The organism is Gemmatimonadaceae bacterium, assembly GCA_036273715.1.
GTDB lineage: Bacteria > Gemmatimonadota > Gemmatimonadetes > Gemmatimonadales > Gemmatimonadaceae > JADGGM01.
In genome coordinates this window covers 24,341-39,666 of sequence record DASUHB010000048.1, presented here as the reverse complement: position 1 = coordinate 39,666, position 15,326 = coordinate 24,341, and the positions used below count along the sequence as shown (strand labels likewise).

General features: G+C 67.2%; 17 protein-coding genes. 10 read left to right on the top strand and 7 right to left on the bottom strand.

Annotated features, from left to right (window positions below; all coding sequences use genetic code 11):
- Positions 1-8: 8 nt before the first annotated feature.
- The 4 genes from VFW04_10590 to VFW04_10575 form a co-directional block, all read right to left on the bottom strand.
- Positions 9-428, bottom strand: a complete 420-nt coding sequence (locus VFW04_10590) for a hypothetical protein (GenBank protein HEX5179769.1) — start codon at positions 426-428, stop codon at positions 9-11.
- On the bottom strand, positions 428-1,024 hold the full coding sequence (locus VFW04_10585; GenBank protein HEX5179768.1) for a sigma-70 family RNA polymerase sigma factor: 597 nt from the start codon (positions 1,022-1,024) through the stop codon (positions 428-430). The genes VFW04_10590 and VFW04_10585 overlap by 1 nt, the downstream gene beginning before the upstream one ends.
- Positions 1,025-1,122: 98 nt before the next feature.
- Positions 1,123-2,238 (bottom strand): DNA adenine methylase, encoded by a 1,116-nt coding sequence (locus VFW04_10580; protein HEX5179767.1) that lies wholly within the window; start codon positions 2,236-2,238, stop codon positions 1,123-1,125.
- Between the two features lie 42 nt (positions 2,239-2,280).
- Complete coding sequence (locus VFW04_10575) at positions 2,281-3,381, bottom strand: CoA transferase (GenBank protein HEX5179766.1); 1,101 nt, start codon at positions 3,379-3,381, stop codon at positions 2,281-2,283.
- 256 nt (positions 3,382-3,637) lie between these two features.
- On the opposite strand from VFW04_10575, the gene VFW04_10570 reads away from it, so the two are divergent.
- Positions 3,638-4,231 carry a hypothetical protein gene (locus VFW04_10570; GenBank protein HEX5179765.1) on the top strand — a complete coding sequence of 198 codons (594 nt, stop codon included), beginning with the start codon at positions 3,638-3,640 and terminating at the stop codon, positions 4,229-4,231.
- 1 nt (position 4,232) lies between these two features.
- Here VFW04_10570 and otsB read toward each other — a convergent pair whose 3' ends face one another.
- Together otsB and VFW04_10560 are read right to left on the bottom strand one after the other, a co-directional pair.
- Positions 4,233-5,048 (bottom strand): trehalose-phosphatase, encoded by an 816-nt coding sequence (otsB, locus tag VFW04_10565; protein ID HEX5179764.1) that lies wholly within the window; start codon positions 5,046-5,048, stop codon positions 4,233-4,235.
- On the bottom strand, positions 5,045-6,508 hold the full coding sequence (locus tag VFW04_10560) for a trehalose-6-phosphate synthase (GenBank protein HEX5179763.1): 1,464 nt from the start codon (positions 6,506-6,508) through the stop codon (positions 5,045-5,047). Before VFW04_10560 ends, otsB begins: the two co-directional genes overlap by 4 nt.
- 248 nt (positions 6,509-6,756) lie before the next feature.
- Here VFW04_10560 and VFW04_10555 point away from each other — a divergent pair, with 248 nt between their 5' ends.
- From VFW04_10555 to VFW04_10530, 6 genes are read left to right on the top strand one after another with little or no spacing between them, the layout of a single operon-like run.
- Positions 6,757-7,716 carry a hypothetical protein gene (locus tag VFW04_10555; GenBank protein ID HEX5179762.1) on the top strand — a complete coding sequence of 320 codons (960 nt, stop codon included), beginning with the start codon at positions 6,757-6,759 and terminating at the stop codon, positions 7,714-7,716.
- Complete coding sequence (locus tag VFW04_10550) at positions 7,713-8,885, top strand: ArgE/DapE family deacylase (protein HEX5179761.1); 1,173 nt, start codon at positions 7,713-7,715, stop codon at positions 8,883-8,885. Before VFW04_10555 ends, VFW04_10550 begins: the two co-directional genes overlap by 4 nt.
- Complete coding sequence (locus VFW04_10545; GenBank protein HEX5179760.1) at positions 8,873-9,091, top strand: hypothetical protein; 219 nt, start codon at positions 8,873-8,875, stop codon at positions 9,089-9,091. Before VFW04_10550 ends, VFW04_10545 begins: the two co-directional genes overlap by 13 nt.
- A gap of 38 nt (positions 9,092-9,129) precedes the next feature.
- On the top strand, positions 9,130-9,756 hold the full coding sequence (locus VFW04_10540; GenBank protein HEX5179759.1) for a ribonuclease H: 627 nt from the start codon (positions 9,130-9,132) through the stop codon (positions 9,754-9,756).
- A 36-nt stretch (positions 9,757-9,792) separates the two neighbouring features.
- A complete protein-coding gene (locus VFW04_10535; protein HEX5179758.1) occupies positions 9,793-9,963 on the top strand; it encodes a hypothetical protein in 171 nt (56 codons plus the stop codon).
- Between the two features lie 28 nt (positions 9,964-9,991).
- On the top strand, positions 9,992-10,756 hold the full coding sequence (locus VFW04_10530) for a glycosyltransferase family 2 protein (protein ID HEX5179757.1): 765 nt from the start codon (positions 9,992-9,994) through the stop codon (positions 10,754-10,756).
- 25 nt (positions 10,757-10,781) lie between these two features.
- Here the strand turns inward: VFW04_10530 and VFW04_10525 are convergent, their stop codons facing one another.
- Complete coding sequence (locus VFW04_10525) at positions 10,782-12,752, bottom strand: hypothetical protein (GenBank protein HEX5179756.1); 1,971 nt, start codon at positions 12,750-12,752, stop codon at positions 10,782-10,784.
- Between the two features lie 157 nt (positions 12,753-12,909).
- Between VFW04_10525 and VFW04_10520 the strand changes: the two genes are divergently transcribed.
- From VFW04_10520 to VFW04_10510, 3 genes are read left to right on the top strand one after another with little or no spacing between them, the layout of a single operon-like run.
- A complete protein-coding gene (locus VFW04_10520) occupies positions 12,910-13,602 on the top strand; it encodes a zinc ribbon domain-containing protein (GenBank protein ID HEX5179755.1) in 693 nt (230 codons plus the stop codon).
- Positions 13,602-14,192, top strand: coding sequence for a c-type cytochrome (locus VFW04_10515; GenBank protein HEX5179754.1), 591 nt, complete (start codon positions 13,602-13,604; stop codon positions 14,190-14,192). The genes VFW04_10520 and VFW04_10515 overlap by 1 nt, the downstream gene beginning before the upstream one ends.
- A complete protein-coding gene (locus VFW04_10510; GenBank protein HEX5179753.1) occupies positions 14,189-15,253 on the top strand; it encodes an isocitrate/isopropylmalate dehydrogenase family protein in 1,065 nt (354 codons plus the stop codon). Before VFW04_10515 ends, VFW04_10510 begins: the two co-directional genes overlap by 4 nt.
- Positions 15,254-15,326 lie beyond the last annotated feature (73 nt).

Below are 15,326 nucleotides of genomic sequence, written 5' to 3'. Positions count from 1 at the left end.
CGGTCGCGTCAGCGGCCTTTGGTCAACGCAGCCCCGATCGCCATGCCGACGGCCACGGCACCCGCCGTCGCCGCCATCGCCACCATCGGATTCACCGTCACTTGCTTTTTGTACCACGGAAGAGCGGCCGGCGCATTTTCCGGCAGCGCTTCCATGATCTGGCGGTACACGTGCACCGGCGTCTTCATCTCGCGCCGCACTTCGACTTCCTTCTCGATGCGCAGCCAGAACTCGACGTCGCGCGTGTTACCGTGGGCACGCGCCTCACTCTCCGGCACCTCGCCGTCGAGCCACTCGTTCAGGGTCGCAGTCCGGGTGTCGCCGGCTAACGGGACCTCGCGATCGGACAGCGGACGCGCCGCAGAAGTCTCACGCGTCTTTGGCGTGTCTTCGCTCCGGCGCTCTCGGGGATCAAGGTTATCAAGCATCAGGCGTATTTTTCCTCTAAAAGGACCTGGAGCGCCTCGCGTGCCCTGTGCACGCGCATCTTCAGTGCCCCGACAGTTGTTCCTAACAGATCCGCCATCTCTTCGTACGACCGGCCTTCGACGTGCTTCATGACGAACGCTTCGCGAAGCGACGGCGCCAATTGGGCCAATGCGCGATCCAGATCCGACCGCAGCTCGGTCCGGTCAAGGTCTTCTTCCGGCGTCGCAAACGCGGAGGGTTGATCATCCTCCTCGTAACTCAGATGCGTGCGGCGAATGTTCTTGAGCCAGTCCTTGCACCCGTTCGCCACGATCCGGAAAATCCAAGCATCGAAACGCCCATGCACCTCGGCCAGATGCTGGTACGCTTTTATGAATGACGCTTGAAGGATGTCTTCGGCGACATCCGGACTTCCCGTCATGCCGAGCGCGTGCCGATACAGCGGATCGCTGTAGCGTCTGATGAGCATTCCAAACGCGTTGCGATCACCAGCCAGCACGCGGCCGATCACTTCATGATCCGCTTCCTGCGAATCCGCGGCGCGAGGCGCTATCATCACTGAGGTCGTTTTCACGCCGCTAGTGTAACGCTTCATGCGCCCCCTGGACAGTCCTGACGAACCCGGGAGCGGTCGGACGAGGGTGGCCATGCTCACGGGACGAGCAGAATGGCCGAACGTAACGTCCCGAATGACTACCGAAGTCGCGCATGATAGAGAAGCTCCCGTAAGGCATCCACGCGGTAGCGTCGCTTCGCGTGATCGCTGTCGGCGCGGTACCGCCGGTATTCGCGCACGAACCGGCGGCTTCGCCCATCGATCGAGGCCGCATCCAGAATCCGCTGCACCGCGGCCTCACTGAGCAACCCTTCCGAGTTGTAGCTGAGCAGCACATGTCGGGCCCGCGTCGTCGCGAGCAAATCGCGCAGCGCGCGCTCGGCTCCTCTGGCCGAGCACCATGCGCTTCGTGTGGCGCCTGTTGCATCGCGCACCAGTCCCGTCTTACCGCGAACGACGGGCGCCTCTGAGAACCAGCCGCGCGCGATGATCTCTGGGATATGGTAGTAGCCGGCGTACTGGCGGCTGTTGTACGGCGGGTCGACGTAGAGCAGCTCGATCGGTCCGAGGCTCGATGCCACCGTCTGGGCGTCCTCCAGATGCGCAGTGGATCCGCGCGCACCTCGAAGCGGCAGTCGCGGCTCGAGATCCAGCGCTCGCTTCGCGTTGGGCTGCCACGACTTGATGTACGCCGCGTACACACCTGCGGTGTTGGCGACACGATCCGCCGCTTCGAGCAACGCGGCGAGGAGCATGTAGAAGGCGTCGTCGCCGATCAATCCTTCCTTATGCCACTCGTCCAGCCGCGCGCGAATCGCATCGATGCGCATCGCGTTTTCGTCGGTGAAATACATGCGGCCGCCCGCCGGCGCATAGTGCGCCGCAATGAATCCTCGTGCTGGCTCGAGCCACCGCGCGAGGTATTCGCACACGACCGGTACCGCACCGTGTCCCCGTCGCGTGACCGCCGCTCGAAACCGTTCCGAGCGCATGGCGCGACGAACGTCCGGATCGCCGGCGCGCAGCTCGGCAAAACTCGGCACCCGCTGCGACACGACGTACGCGCGCTGAAGGACGTACGAGTACGTCATGATGTCGCTCGACGCGACGCGCCAGCCGGCGGATTTGAGCGCGCGACCAACGACGGCTGTGCCCGCGCATGCATCGTGGGCCGCCCCCGGACCGATGCCGAGCGCGGCGACCGTCTCCAGGATGAACGGCAGGAGCCGCGTCTTGTTACCGATGTAGCGCACGATGCTCCGCGGAAGACGGCGCGTGCCCGAGCCGTGCGTTAGTCACTGGAACACGGCCCAACCGCGCGCGCGGATCTCGGCGCCGTGCTCATCCAGGCGCGGCGGAGGATAGCGGATGGTGCCCGGCACCGACGGGCCGACGCCGGTGAGGGGCGACGCCTGAGCCTCGCGCAGCGCCTCGAGCACGGTGAGCACCATGCCGCATGGCACACCGGCACGGTCGAGCGCGGCAGCCACGTCCGCGGCCGAGCGCTCCCTGACGCGTCCGGCCACGGCATCCACGACACGATCGCGCTGCTCGACGCGTCCGGCATTCGACGCGAGACTGGCATCGTTCGCCAGATCATCCAGTCCTAACGCACGGGCGCACGATCTCCACTGCGCGTCGTTGCCGACGGCGATCACGATGGGGCGGTCGCGGGCGTCGAAAAGCTCGTAGGGCACGAGATTCGGATGGGCATTGCCCCACCGCCCGGCGTCGTGCCCCGTCACCAGCGCGTTCTGCGCCACGTTCACGAGCGCCGCCGCTGCGCTCTGCGCGAGTGAGGTGATGACGTGCCGGCCCTCACCCGTACGCGCGACCGAGACTAACGCAGCCAGCGTAGAGATCGCCGCGTCTTTGCCGGCTATGACGTCGGCCAATGCGACGCCGACTTTCATCGGCCTCCCTCCGGGCTCGCCGGTAATGGCCATCCAGCCGCGCTCGGCTTGCACCACATAGTCGTAGCCTGGCCGGACACTGTCTGCACCGAATCCGGTAATGGTGCACCACACGAGTCGGGGGAACCGTGCGCGAATCGGTTCCGGATCGAGTCCGTATCGCCGGAGTGTGCCGGGGCGGAAGTTGTCGACCACGACGTCCGCGCCGGCAATGAGCTCTTCAATGAGTGCGCGATCGCGGTCGGTGCTCAAATCGGCCGCAATACTCTTCTTATTGCGATTGATGCTGAGGTAGTAGGCGCTCTCTCCGCGGTCGTCGAATGGCGGCCCCCACGTTCGAGTGTCGTCACCGACCTCGGGACGTTCGACCTTGATGACGTTTGCGCCGAGGTCGCCGAGCATCATTGTGCAAAGCGGGCCTGCGAGTACTCGGCTCAGGTCGAGGACGTTGGTATCGAGCAGTTGACGCGTTTCTGTCGCCATAAGAGCGCTATGCTGTGGTAGCGAAAATGCCTAGATGATCGTTCCGCATGGGGAACGCACGGCAACTGCGATCTTCCGAACCTGCGGTCAACGACTTGCGTAGCTACCGTGAAATCATATACTTACCGGCGCTTGACCAACGGTTGGGACGAGGATGTCGTAGCGCCCCTCATTGCGCCCGCGATCCGACCTTCGTTTGCCCGCGTCGTCACACACGCTGCGTCACTTACTGCCAGATAGGGAGCGCACTACTCGTATGGTGGACAAGCCGCCAGCCGCAGAAACGAAGGCCCCCGACCTCCCACCGGCAGCACCGCCGGCGCAGCCAGGTGTCCCGCGGCGAGCCCCCGGACACCGCAGCACCGACGCGCGCGACACTGTCGCCGAAATGGCGCTCAGGGCGCAAGAAATCAGTCAAGAGGCCGGCAGCAAGATCGCCCAGGCGATCAAGGATGTCATCAACGCTGCTGCCGGACTCGCCGGCTTCGCCATCGAAAGTGCGCGGGACATCGTGCAATACATGGTGCGGCGTGGCCAGATGACGCAGGAGGAGGCCGATCGGATCATCCGTGAGGTCGAGGAAGCGCACGGCAAGCGCAAGCCGGCCGCGAAGCAGGCCGCGTCGCCTCCTCCCATCGCGGCCGTGCCGGAGCCGCCGATCAAGAAAATCGCGCCGCCAGCGGCAGCCGAGAAAGCGCCCGTCGCGCCTCCGCCGGCTCCCAGGCCAGATCAGAAGGCGGCGAAGACTGCGCACGCAGCGCACACGGCAAGTCGGCCAGCCGGGAAAAAACACACGGCTGCGTCCCACCCGAAGACAAGCGCCAAAAAAGCGGCGAAGAAAAAGCGCTGAGTCATGACGCGCCGCGCGCAGAGATCCCGCGCGCGGTGGCAATCCAGTCGAGAAATCGCGCCATCGCGACTGTGTCGTCCAGCGAAAACTCGGCCGACGTATGCGTGTGAGCGTCGTGCCCCACCCGCACGGTGACCGCCGCAGGGATCTCCGCTCGCAGCCGCGCAAAGGCATCCTCGTCGGTGGCGTCGTCGCCGGCGTAGAGCACGGCGCCTGGACCGCCGCCGATGATCTCGTGCGTTAGGCTAATGGCGGCCGTGCCTTTGTTGATGTCGGCGTTGGGCCGGAGCTCCAGCACCTTCTTGCCCTCCAGCATGCGGAGTCCGTGGGCGTCAGCCGCCGCGCGCACGGCGTCGCGCAGCGGTGCGGCCACCGACGGCGCGGCGAGCCGAAAGTGCACGCTCACTGTCCACTGCTTGTCCTCCACGATCACGCCCGGCATCGACGCCACAACGGCCGCGATCGATTGCAGCGCCGCTTCGATCGCGCCGCGCGCGTCGCCTAACGCAGCGCCGGCCACCACGCGCCCATCGGGCCGCAGCACCTCGAACCCGTGGTTGCCGATGATCCACGCGCCGCGGACGCCGGCGATTCGCGTGACATCGGCCGCCGCGCGACCGGACACGAACGCGACGATCACATCCGGCTGCCCGGCCAACGCCGCGAGCAGTCGCCGCGTCTCGCCGGGCACGGCGGCATCCTGGGGACGCGGCGCGATCGGAGCCAGCGTGCCGTCTATGTCGAGCATGGACAGGAGCGGCGACCCGCTCAGCCGCGCGGCGACATCGGCGGCCACGGGAAGCAGCGGACGCGTCACGCCGCGCCGGTTTCCTGCGAACGCTCCGCGATGATGGCCTCCGTTCGGCTGAGCACGGCGGCCAGCCAATCGAAGATGGTTCGGCTGCGCAGTTGCGTTCGCATGCGGTGCATGCGGACGCGCCGCTCGCCATCGCCCATGTTCACGGCGCGGCGAATGCCTTCCACGAAGCCATCGATGTTGAACGGGTTGATGAGCACCGCGCCGTCGATCTCCTCGGCGGCCCCGGTGAATCGGCTCAGCACCAGCACGCCGCGCTCTTCGATCTGACAGGCCACGAATTCTTTCGCCACCAGGTTCATGCCGTCTTGCAGCGACGACACCAGGCACAAGTCCGCGGCGCGATACACACCGGCCAGCAGTTCGGCGCTCACGTTCTCGTGCACCAGCACGATCGGCGTCCACGTCCGCGTGCGGAAGCGCGCGTTGATCTCGAGCACGCCACGCACCATCTCCTCCTCGAGCGTGCGGTATGCCGAGATCTCCGACCGCGACGGCGTCGCCACGAGGAGGAACGTGAAGCGTTCTCGCATCTCGGGGTGTTGCTCCCAGAGCAGCCGCAGCGCGCGCAGACGCTCCGGTATGCCCTTGGTGTAGTCGACGCGGTCCACGCCCACGCCTAACCGGCAATCGTTCTTGGCGTATCGCGAGCGCAGCCGCTCGGCGAGCGCCGCATTCACCGGCGTGGCAGCCATTCGCTCGTAGCGGTCGACGTCGATGCTGATCGGATACACGCCGATCTCGACGTCACGCCCGTCGAATCGCACCGTGAACGTCTCGGCGTCGATCTCGGCCTCGGGGATGAACTCGGCCACGCAACCGAGGAAGTTGAGCGCATACCGCTCGGTGTGGAATTCGATCAGATCGTTGCCGAGCAGTCCGCGCAGGAGCGCTTCATCGACATCGACGGGCAGCAGGCGGAGAATGTCGGCTGGCGGAAACGGAATATGCCAGAACTGATGCAGCAGCTGCGGCTCGACGAGGTCGCGGATCATCGAAGCAGCGAGGCCGAAGTGATAGTCCTGGATCCAGACGACGGGCCTCTTGTCCGCGCGCCGAATTTCATCGGCCACGGCGTGCGCGAACTTCGCGTTCACGTGCTGATAGCGCTCCCAAAACTCGTCGCGATACGAGAAGTGCTGTACGAGCAGGTGACACAGTGGCCAGAGCGAGCTGTTGGCGAAGCCCAGGTAGAAGCCATCGACGTCGGCGGCGTCCAGGAAAACGCGGCGCAGCGTGTATGCGTTAGTCTGTGGGGGCACGCGCAAACGTCCGTGCGCATCGGCGGTATGTTCATCGGCGCTGCCGGAGCCCCATGCCACCCAGACGCCGTGGGTCGCTTGCATGGTTGGATCGAGCGCGGACACCAAGCCACCCGGCGGTTGCCGGACCTCGATCGCGCGTTCGCCGCTCGCGCCTTCGACGAACCGATGCTCGTACGGCTCCCGGTTCGAGAGCATGATGAGCGTCCGATCAACGAGGTATCGCGAGAGATCTGGCATCGGGCACCTGGCAGACGCACGAGAGGACAGGAAACTCTATCATGGCCATCATGCAACAGTCTGGCAATCGAGCGGCCAGGAACTAGTTTTCCATTTCCCACCGCCTCGAACCCCGCTACGTATGATGGAATATGCACTCGCTCCGACGGTTTAGCGCTCGTCGCTGTATGGGACGTCACGTTGCACGCCGGCTTTCGAGCTGAACCGTGCGTGAGGTGACAGCGCGCGCGCCGGTGCGCATCGACTTGGGTGGCGGTTGGACGGACGTCCCGCCGTACCCGCAAGAGGAAGGCGGCTGCGTCTGCAATCTCGCGATCGCGCGTTATGCGACCGCGCGCCTCGCGGATCGCGGCGTTGGGCTGCACGTGAATGCGCACGAGGAAGACCAGGCCTTACCGCTCGCGGCGCTGGAGCGGGCCGGCGTTTCACACGTGTCGCTCGATCTCCGTAACGATTTCCCGCGCGGCGCGGGGTTGGGTGGGTCGTCGGCGGCCGGGGTCGCGATTCAAGCCGCGCTCTCGTCGTGGCGCGGCGAGTCGCCCGAGGCAACCGCGCTCGCCGAGCGCAGCCGTGCGGTCGAGACGGAAGGGCTGCACGTGCCCGGCGGGAGCCAGGACCACTACGCTGCTGCGTTAGGCGGCGCGCTCGAGTTGCGTTTCGGCGCGGCAGTCGAGGCGCGGCGGATCGCGCTGCCGGCCGCGCGCCGGGCGGAAATCGAGCGGCGGTGCATCGTGGGGTTCACCGGCGAGTCGCGGCTCTCGGGGCGCACAATCACCGCGGTAATCGAGGCGTATCGCGCACGCGAGCCGCGCGTGACCGCGGCCCTGGCGCGGATGAAGGCGCTCGCCGCGCGGATGGCGCAGTCGCTGGAGCACGGGTCGATCGATGAGCTGTCGATGCTGGTCGACGAACACTGGCATTTTCAGCGCAGCCTGCACGCGCGCATTTCCACGCCGGGCATCGAGCGCGTCCTCGATGTGGCGCGCCGTGCGGGTGCCACCGGCGGCAAAGCGTTAGGCGCGTCGGGCGGCGGCAGCGTCCTGGTGATCGCTCCCGAAGCCGCGGTCGACGCGGTCCGCGCCGCCGTGGCATCTGTGGCCGTGCCGCTCCCGTTCACGATCGACCTGGACGGCGCGCGGCTCGTCGACATCGCGGTGCCCGCATGACGGTCGCGCCCGGCGACGCGGTGGCGCTCGCGAAGACGCTCGTGCGCGTCGATTCGCGCAACCCATCGCTCGTACCCGGCGCGCCGGGCGAAGGACCCGTCGCGCGCGCCCTCGCCGAAGTGTTACGCTCGTGGGGCATCGCCGCCGACGTCGTCGACGCCGGGCCTAACCGTCCGAACGTCGTTGCGCGCGTCGGGCGGGCCGGCGGACGCACGCTCATGTTCAACGGCCACCTCGATGTCGTCGGAACGGACGGCATGACGCACGAGCCGTTCGCGGCGAACGAACGCGATGGCTCCATCTGGGGCCGCGGATCGTCCGACATGAAGGGCGGCGTGGCCGCGATGTGCGCCGCGGCGGCGCGCGCCGCAGCGAACGGACTGGATTGCGAGATCGTTCTCACGGCCGTCGCCGATGAGGAGTTCGGCAGCTTCGGCACGCGTGCCCTGATCGCCGGCGGCGTGCGGGCCGATGCGGCGATCGTCACCGAGCCGACGCGCCTGGCCATCGCGCCGGCGCATCGCGGCTTCGTATGGACCACGGTCACGGTGCGCGGTCGGGCGGCGCACGGCAGCCGCTACGACGTGGGCATCGATGCGATTCGTCACGCGGGGCTGCTATTGGCCGAGCTCGATGCGCTCGAGTCGAGCGAGCTCGTGCGTCGTACCCACCCGCTGCTCGGCCGCGCATCGTGGCACGCGTCGACGATCGATGGCGGGTTAGGCATGTCGACGTATCCGGACCGCTGCACGCTGCGCATCGAACGGCGCACGCTGCCCGGGGAGACGCCGGAGCAGGCGGTGGAGGAAGTGCGTGACGCGTGCGCACGCGTGCGTGCGACGCATCCGTCGTTCGACGCCGTCGTTGCGTTAGACCTGGCACAGAATCCGAGCGACGTCGCCGTCGATGCGCCCGTCGTGCGGCGGCTCGGCCGCGCGCTGACGTCGATCGGCGAGCCAACGCGCGTCGAGGGACTGAGCGCCTGGACCGACGCGGCGTTGCTGAACGAGGCGGGCATCCCCGCCATTTGCTTCGGGCCGGGCGACATCGCTCGAGCGCATGCGGCCGCCGAGTGGATCGAGATCGACGAGATCGAGCGAGCGACGCGTGTGCTCACCACCCTCGCCGGCGCCTGGGCCCGCGACGAAGATGCGGTATGGCGTACTTGACGCCGGCGGACTACGATGCCCTCGAGCGCGCGATCGCAGACGCGACGCGTGTCGTGGTCATGCGGCGCGGCACCGAGTACGTGATCGTCCCGCGTCGGCTGCGCACCGAAGGCCGGCGCGAGGTGATCGAAGCGACCAATCCAACCACCGGCGAAGCGCTCGCATTTTCGCTGGACGACATCGACACGATCAACGTCGTTCGTTAGGACGGCGCCATCCGGATTTCACACCGAGGCTGCAATCTGTGCTCATCGCGATTTACGCGGACGAATCCTGCCTCGGGAACGGCCGCGAAGGCGACAACCCCGGCGGCGCCGGCGGGCTCATTGAGATGCCGTCGGCCGATGGCGGGGGACGCCAGCCAATCCGTCGCGACTACTGGCTGGCCGAGCCCGCGACGACCAACAACAGGATGGCGCTGCGGTCGGCGATCGAAGGCCTCAGACTCGTCGGGCTCGACGGGTCGGCACAGCACGTGGTTTTCACCAGCGACTCTCGCTACCTCGTCGACGGGATGACGTCGTGGGTCTACGACTGGGCCCGGCGCGGGTGGCGTCGAAAGACGGGAGCGATCGAAAATGTCGCGTTGTGGCGCGAGCTCGTGGACACGGCTCGCCGGCACCGCATCGAGTGGCGGTGGGTGCGCGGCCACGCCGGACATCCGCAGAACGAGTACGCGAACGTCCTCGCGACGCGCGCCGCGGCGCGCCAGCTGGGCTCGAACGGCATGATCGACTCGGAGTTCGACACGTGGCTCGCGTCGGAGCGGGAGCGAGGCCGGGTGACGATCGCGCCAGATCCGATGCCCGATCCCGCGACGTTCAAGCCGGCGCGACCGTTACCGGCCATCGAAACGGAAAGTCTCTTCTGAGGTCCATTCTCAGAGGAGACCCCAGTGCGGAAGGTCATGATATTATTGGTTCTTGGTGTCGCGTTGGGCTATTGGTGGGGATGGACGGACGCGCAAGTGAACCAGGACGATGTCGTCACGCGGCTGGTGAACCGTGCGGGCGGGAAGACGCGCTCATCCATCACGTCGAACGCGGACAAGACGATGGACAGTCTCGAACGACATTGACCCTTCCCACACCGTGTGACGGCGCCCGATGACCGCTCCGCGCTTCTCGTTACTCAGTGTATTGGTTCCCTGCTACAACGAAGAAGCAACCATCGAACGAACCGTCGACGCGGTGCTCGCCCAACGCAGGCGGCTCGAGTCGTTGGGCCTGGCCCTGCAGGTTGTGGCCGTGGATGATGCATCGGACGACGCGACGTACGACCGGTTGACGCGCAAGAGCGAAGTCGAAGGGGAACGGCTCGTCGTGGCCCGGCACGCCGAGAACCGGGGCAAAGGCGCCGCGATCCGCACCGCCCGACAGAACGCGACCGGCGACATCGCCATCATTCAGGACGCCGACCTCGAGTACGACCCGAGCGACATCCCGGCGATGATCAAGCCGATTCTCGATGGCCAGGCCGACGCGGTCGTCGGCACGCGGTTCGGCGGCGGCGGCGCGCACCGCGTGCTCTATTTCTGGCACCGGGTCGGCAACCAGGGCCTAACGCTACTGTCCAACATGTTCACGAACCTGAACCTGACGGACATGGAAGTCGGGTACAAGGCATTCACGATGGAAGCGTTCCGCCGGATGCATCTGACGAACTCGCGGTTCGGCATCGAGCCGGAAATCGTCGCCCGCCTGTCGCAGATGGGAGCGCGCGTGTACGAAGTCCCGATCAGCTACTACGGGCGCACGTACGCCGAAGGGAAGAAGATCACGTGGAAGGACGGTGTGGCCGCGCTCAACCACATCGCGCGCGCGCACCTCTCGTCGCGCGCACAGGAACGGCTGCCCGGCGTCCGCGCCTGAACGCGCCGCGCGGCGCGCTCTTCCGTTAGTACCGCACGAACGCCGGGCTAGTGTCTGCCGGCGACCGGCGCGGGCGATAGCGATACCAGGTGCGGTCGCCGAACCGCGCGCGCAGCTCGTCGTTGCGCACACCCAGATCGCGAACGAACACGACGTCGCCGCCGACGCGACCATCGGGTCCGACGTGATTCAAGGTGAGAAACGGCGGGTAGAGGCTCATGCCCACCGAGTCCGCCTGCGCTTGGGCGACGCACGGCGCCGGCAGCGCGGTTGCGCCGACGAAGCGGAGCGTCACGTCCGGCGTGACGTCGGCCCGCAGGCGCAGCTCCTGGCGCGCCGCGCGAGGCGTCGCCACCGCGAGGCGCGCCGCGAGGCCAACGGTGTCTGCCGGCGGGTGTCGCTCTTCCGCTTCGGTCGCCAGCTCGAGCGCACACGCGTCGGACGTGGCAAGCAGGTGCTCCGCATCGGCGCGCGACACGCCGATCGCCCACATGCGCGCCATGAGCCGCGCGCCCCATCCTTCGTGCACGAAGACTAACGCACGGCCGAGGTGGGCGTCGCGTGTCTGCGCCGCGAGATCGGCCTTCAGCTCCCACTGGCCATCGCGATACTCGGCGAGCCGCGCCGGAATCCCGACGGGACCGGCGAGCCCTGTGAGCGCCACGATCACGGCCAGGGGCATCACCGCGTAGGCCATCGTCCGCCCAACGGAGCCGGTACGCGCCGCGATCGCGCCGGGCGCGCGCGCCGCCAGCAGCACGAACGCGGGTACCGCCGTGTAGAGGAATCGCGGGCCGAGAAAATGTCCGTTGTGCCAATAGAGAGCGTACGCGATGAGCACGGTCAGGATGATGGCGGCGAGCAATGCATCCCAGGACGTCGGCCGGCGCAGCCACGCGAGCGCAACAATCGGTGCGAGCAGCGCAGGGATAGGCCACTCGAACAGGTACATGTCGAGCTTCATCAGATAGAGGGACGCGAGCACGAGCGCGCGGCGCGGGGTGTGTGCGTCGCCGAACGGACTCGCATGGAACCCGAGCCCGTGATTCGCGCCCCACATCACCGCGTAGCCGAATCGGAGCGGGGCGCCCGTGGTATGCGCGTTCGCCCACAGGAGCAGCGCCACGGGCACGATGCCGGCCACGCACTGCACGGCGATTTCCGGCCACCGCTGCTTCGCGCGGAAGAGCACACTCAATTGGTAGAGCCCGCACGCCACGGCCACCGCCAGCGCGTCGAGCGGGCGCACCGTCGCCATCGCGCCTAACGCAGCACCGATGATCGCCGCCTGGACGCAGGCCGCGCGGCGCGACGCCGCGCTCGCCCACGCCGGGAGCGCCGCCAGCGCCAGCGTGGCCATCGCCAGCGCCGGCACGTGATTCTGCTCGCTCGCGCCCATGAACAGGAAAAACGGCGCCGCCAGCAGCAGCAGCGTCGCGCCGCGGGCAAACGATTCGCCGTACGCGCGTTGGGCAAAGCGGTAGACGTTCCGGATCGTTAGCGCGATCAGCAGCGGATTCACCAGCCAGACAGCGCCTAACGCAAGACCGGCCGCCAGCACGAGCGGACCGCCGATGGGAAACTGCGAATACCATCGGCCGCCGGCATCGATCACGTTCATCGCCGAGAAGAACGCCGGGTCCGCCTCGGTGGGGATCGACAGGTGGCCCGCCAGCAGCATCCGCGCGTGCCAGAGCTGCGCCATCTCGTCGATCGACTGCGGCTGGCGGTTGAAGCAGTACCACGCCGCGCCGGCGGCCAGAAGAAAGCCGGCCACGCACACAAGCGACAGAAACACACGCGACGACGGCGCCATCACGATTGCGCACACGCGCGCACCGATGCGCTCGGCACCTTCGCCCAGCACCCGCGCGATCACGTAGGCCGCAACGAACACGCAGGCTCCGGCGAACGTCCAGAGCCACACCACGTCCGACCACCACGGCAGCGAGCCGGCCGCGAGCAAATTCGCGACCGGCACCAAGCCGAACAGCACGAGAATCGACGCGGTGGTGCGCGCGATCAGGCGCGGAAGAGATGATGTAAACTGCAGTGCGGTGGCTCCGGCGTCAGAACCGCGCCCTTGCGCGAGCGCGGGCCGTCCCGCCTATAATTGGCAGGACGGTGCGTCCCACTTCTTCATGGAATCGGGCATGGATGATCTCGACCGGCTCTTTCGACGTCTCGTGGAGAACATACGTAACGGCTATCCGGCCTACCTCACGCACCACTTCGAGGTGTCGGAGCTCTACCAGAACTTGATTCCGTATCGTCACAACCGGCGCGAGACGGGAATTGAAACCAACCAGGACTACGAGGTGGCGCTCTGTCGCTTGCTGTCCGGCGAGCGCGGCTACCTCGCAGTTGACGACGCGATGGCCGGTGCGATACGGGCCGAGCTCGCGACCATGAATCCGAATACCGCGATTTTTCGGGAGTTCGCGGCGTCGCGCATCGCCCTGCTCGCCGGTGCGCAGCAACGCGCCGATGAAATGATGGTGGACGAGAGCGGACTCCCGGACGCCGCGTCGGGCAGCGCGGGATCTCGGACAACGGCTTCGTCCTCCCCCGCGTCGCCGATGTCGTGGGCGACGCGAGGATCGAGCACCGGTGTGGCCACGACGATTCAACCCACCGCGAGCGCGGCGGCCTCGTCGTCGACGAGGTCGCGTGACGATGCCAACTGCCGATACTGCGGCGGGAATCTGCCCGATGGGCGCCGCGTCGCCTTCTGTCCACATTGCGGACAGAATCTCACCATCCAACGGTGTCCCGCGTGTGGAACGGAGCTCGAGATCAGTTGGAAGTTCTGCATCACGTGCGGGCGCGGCATCGCCACGGCATAATGCGGCACGTCGCCGCGTGCGCGGTGGTGCTCTGGACGGCGCTCGCCGCGTGTCACGGTGAAAGCAAAGGTGGGCGCGTACCGATCGATACCGCGGCCGCGATGCCTCTCGCCGGCACCGCGAGCGCCGAGAGCACGGTTGCCGCGCCGGTACCCCTCGAGAGCGCGAACGTGGCTCCCGCGGCTCCCGTGGTAATCGAACCCGCAGATTCCGCGGCTGGCTACGCACTTTATCATGGACGCGGCAGGTGCTTCACGTGCCACGGCGGCTTGGGACGCGGCACGGCAAAGTTAGGCCCCGACCTCACGGACACGACGTGGCTGAACGGTGACAGTTCCTTCGCCGGCATTCGCGGCGTGATCGCCGCGGGCGTCGCCACGCCACGACAATTCTCGGTCGCCATGCCGGCGTATTCAGGAATGCTCAGCGACTCCGATCTCACGAAGCTCGCGGCGTACGTGTACACGCTCTCGCACCCATCGGCGGTGAGCCACGCTCCGCTGCACCCCGATACCGGCGCGGCGCGCGCCGATTCGAGCTCCCGGTTAGGCAAGCCGCGCGGCGACACGACTCGCCCGAACAGCCGGTGACCCGCCGCCTCGCGGTCATCGCCGGCGACGGCATCGGCCCCGAAGTGGTCGGCGAAGCGCTCAAAACGCTCGCCGCGGTCGAGGACGTCTTCCATCCCGGCATCGACGTCGAGCGTCTGCCCTACAGCGCCGACCACTATCTCGCCACGGGCGTGACCATCGCGCCGGCCGACATGAAGCGCCTCGGTACCGATTTCGACGCCATTCTGTTAGGCGCGCTCGGCGACCCGCGGGTGCCCGGCAACGAGCACGCCCGCGACATCCTGCTCGGCATGCGGTTCCAACTCGACCTCTACGTCAACGAACGCCCCGCGCGGCTCATCGACGAGCGACTCACTCCCCTCAAGGGCAAGACGACGCGCGACCTGGACCTCGTCGTATTTCGCGAAAACACCGAAGGGCTGTACGTGTCCGTCGGCGGCACCTTCAAGCAAGGGACGCCGGATGAAATCGCCATCGCCGAAGAACTGAACACGCGCAAAGGGGTCGAGCGCATCGTGCGGTACGCGTTCAAGTGGGCCGCGGACCACGGCAAGACGCGCGTCACCATGGCCGACAAGGCCAACGCGATTCAGGCCCACCATCTCTGGCGACGCGTCTTCGAAGAAATCGGACGCGAGTATCCCGGTATGCAGCGCGACACGCGCTACATCGACGCCATGGCGATGGATCTCATTCGCACGCCCGAGTCTTTCCAGGTGATCGTCACGGGCAACCTCTTCGGCGATATCCTCTCCGACCTCGCGTCGATGCTCGTCGGCGGACTCGGCCTCGCGCCGAGCGCGAATCGCCACCCTGGCGGCGTCACCATGTACGAACCGGTGCACGGGAGCGCGCCGCCCCTCGCAGGCAAGAACGTGGCGAATCCCATGGCTGCCATCCTTACGGTCGCGATGATGCTCAGCGACTTCGGCGCGGACGATGCGTCTCGAGCGGTCGAGCAGGCAGTACATGCAGCGATCGCGCATGGCGTCGGTACGGCTGACGTCGGCGGGAACATCGGCACGCGCGAGGTCGGCGAGTGGATAGCAAGCCGTGTACGCGACGCTCGGAGCCGCTAGCCCGACTGTCGGACGGCGCCCGAAGCAGTTCCCACTGTCTCCGCGACGGGCCATCTTTCAGTCACAGCATTCG

What these genes read in the sequence shown, in the direction of transcription:
- VFW04_10560 (HEX5179763.1), bottom strand. Translation starts at nt 6,508, where the DNA reads ATGCTCTCGAACCGGGAGCCGTACGAGCATCGGTTCGTCGAAGGCGCG.
- VFW04_10515 (HEX5179754.1), top strand. Translation starts at nt 13,602, where the DNA reads ATGCGGCACGTCGCCGCGTGCGCGGTGGTGCTCTGGACGGCGCTCGCC.
- VFW04_10585 (HEX5179768.1), bottom strand. Translation starts at nt 1,024, where the DNA reads ATGAAGCGTTACACTAGCGGCGTGAAAACGACCTCAGTGATGATAGCG.
- VFW04_10530 (HEX5179757.1), top strand. Translation starts at nt 9,992, where the DNA reads ATGACCGCTCCGCGCTTCTCGTTACTCAGTGTATTGGTTCCCTGCTAC.
- VFW04_10590 (HEX5179769.1), bottom strand. Translation starts at nt 428, where the DNA reads ATGCTTGATAACCTTGATCCCCGAGAGCGCCGGAGCGAAGACACGCCA.
- VFW04_10520 (HEX5179755.1), top strand. Translation starts at nt 12,910, where the DNA reads ATGGATGATCTCGACCGGCTCTTTCGACGTCTCGTGGAGAACATACGT.
- VFW04_10570 (HEX5179765.1), top strand. Translation starts at nt 3,638, where the DNA reads ATGGTGGACAAGCCGCCAGCCGCAGAAACGAAGGCCCCCGACCTCCCA.
- VFW04_10545 (HEX5179760.1), top strand. Translation starts at nt 8,873, where the DNA reads ATGGCGTACTTGACGCCGGCGGACTACGATGCCCTCGAGCGCGCGATC.
- VFW04_10550 (HEX5179761.1), top strand. Translation starts at nt 7,713, where the DNA reads ATGACGGTCGCGCCCGGCGACGCGGTGGCGCTCGCGAAGACGCTCGTG.
- VFW04_10535 (HEX5179758.1), top strand. Translation starts at nt 9,793, where the DNA reads ATGATATTATTGGTTCTTGGTGTCGCGTTGGGCTATTGGTGGGGATGG.
- VFW04_10575 (HEX5179766.1), bottom strand. Translation starts at nt 3,381, where the DNA reads ATGGCGACAGAAACGCGTCAACTGCTCGATACCAACGTCCTCGACCTG.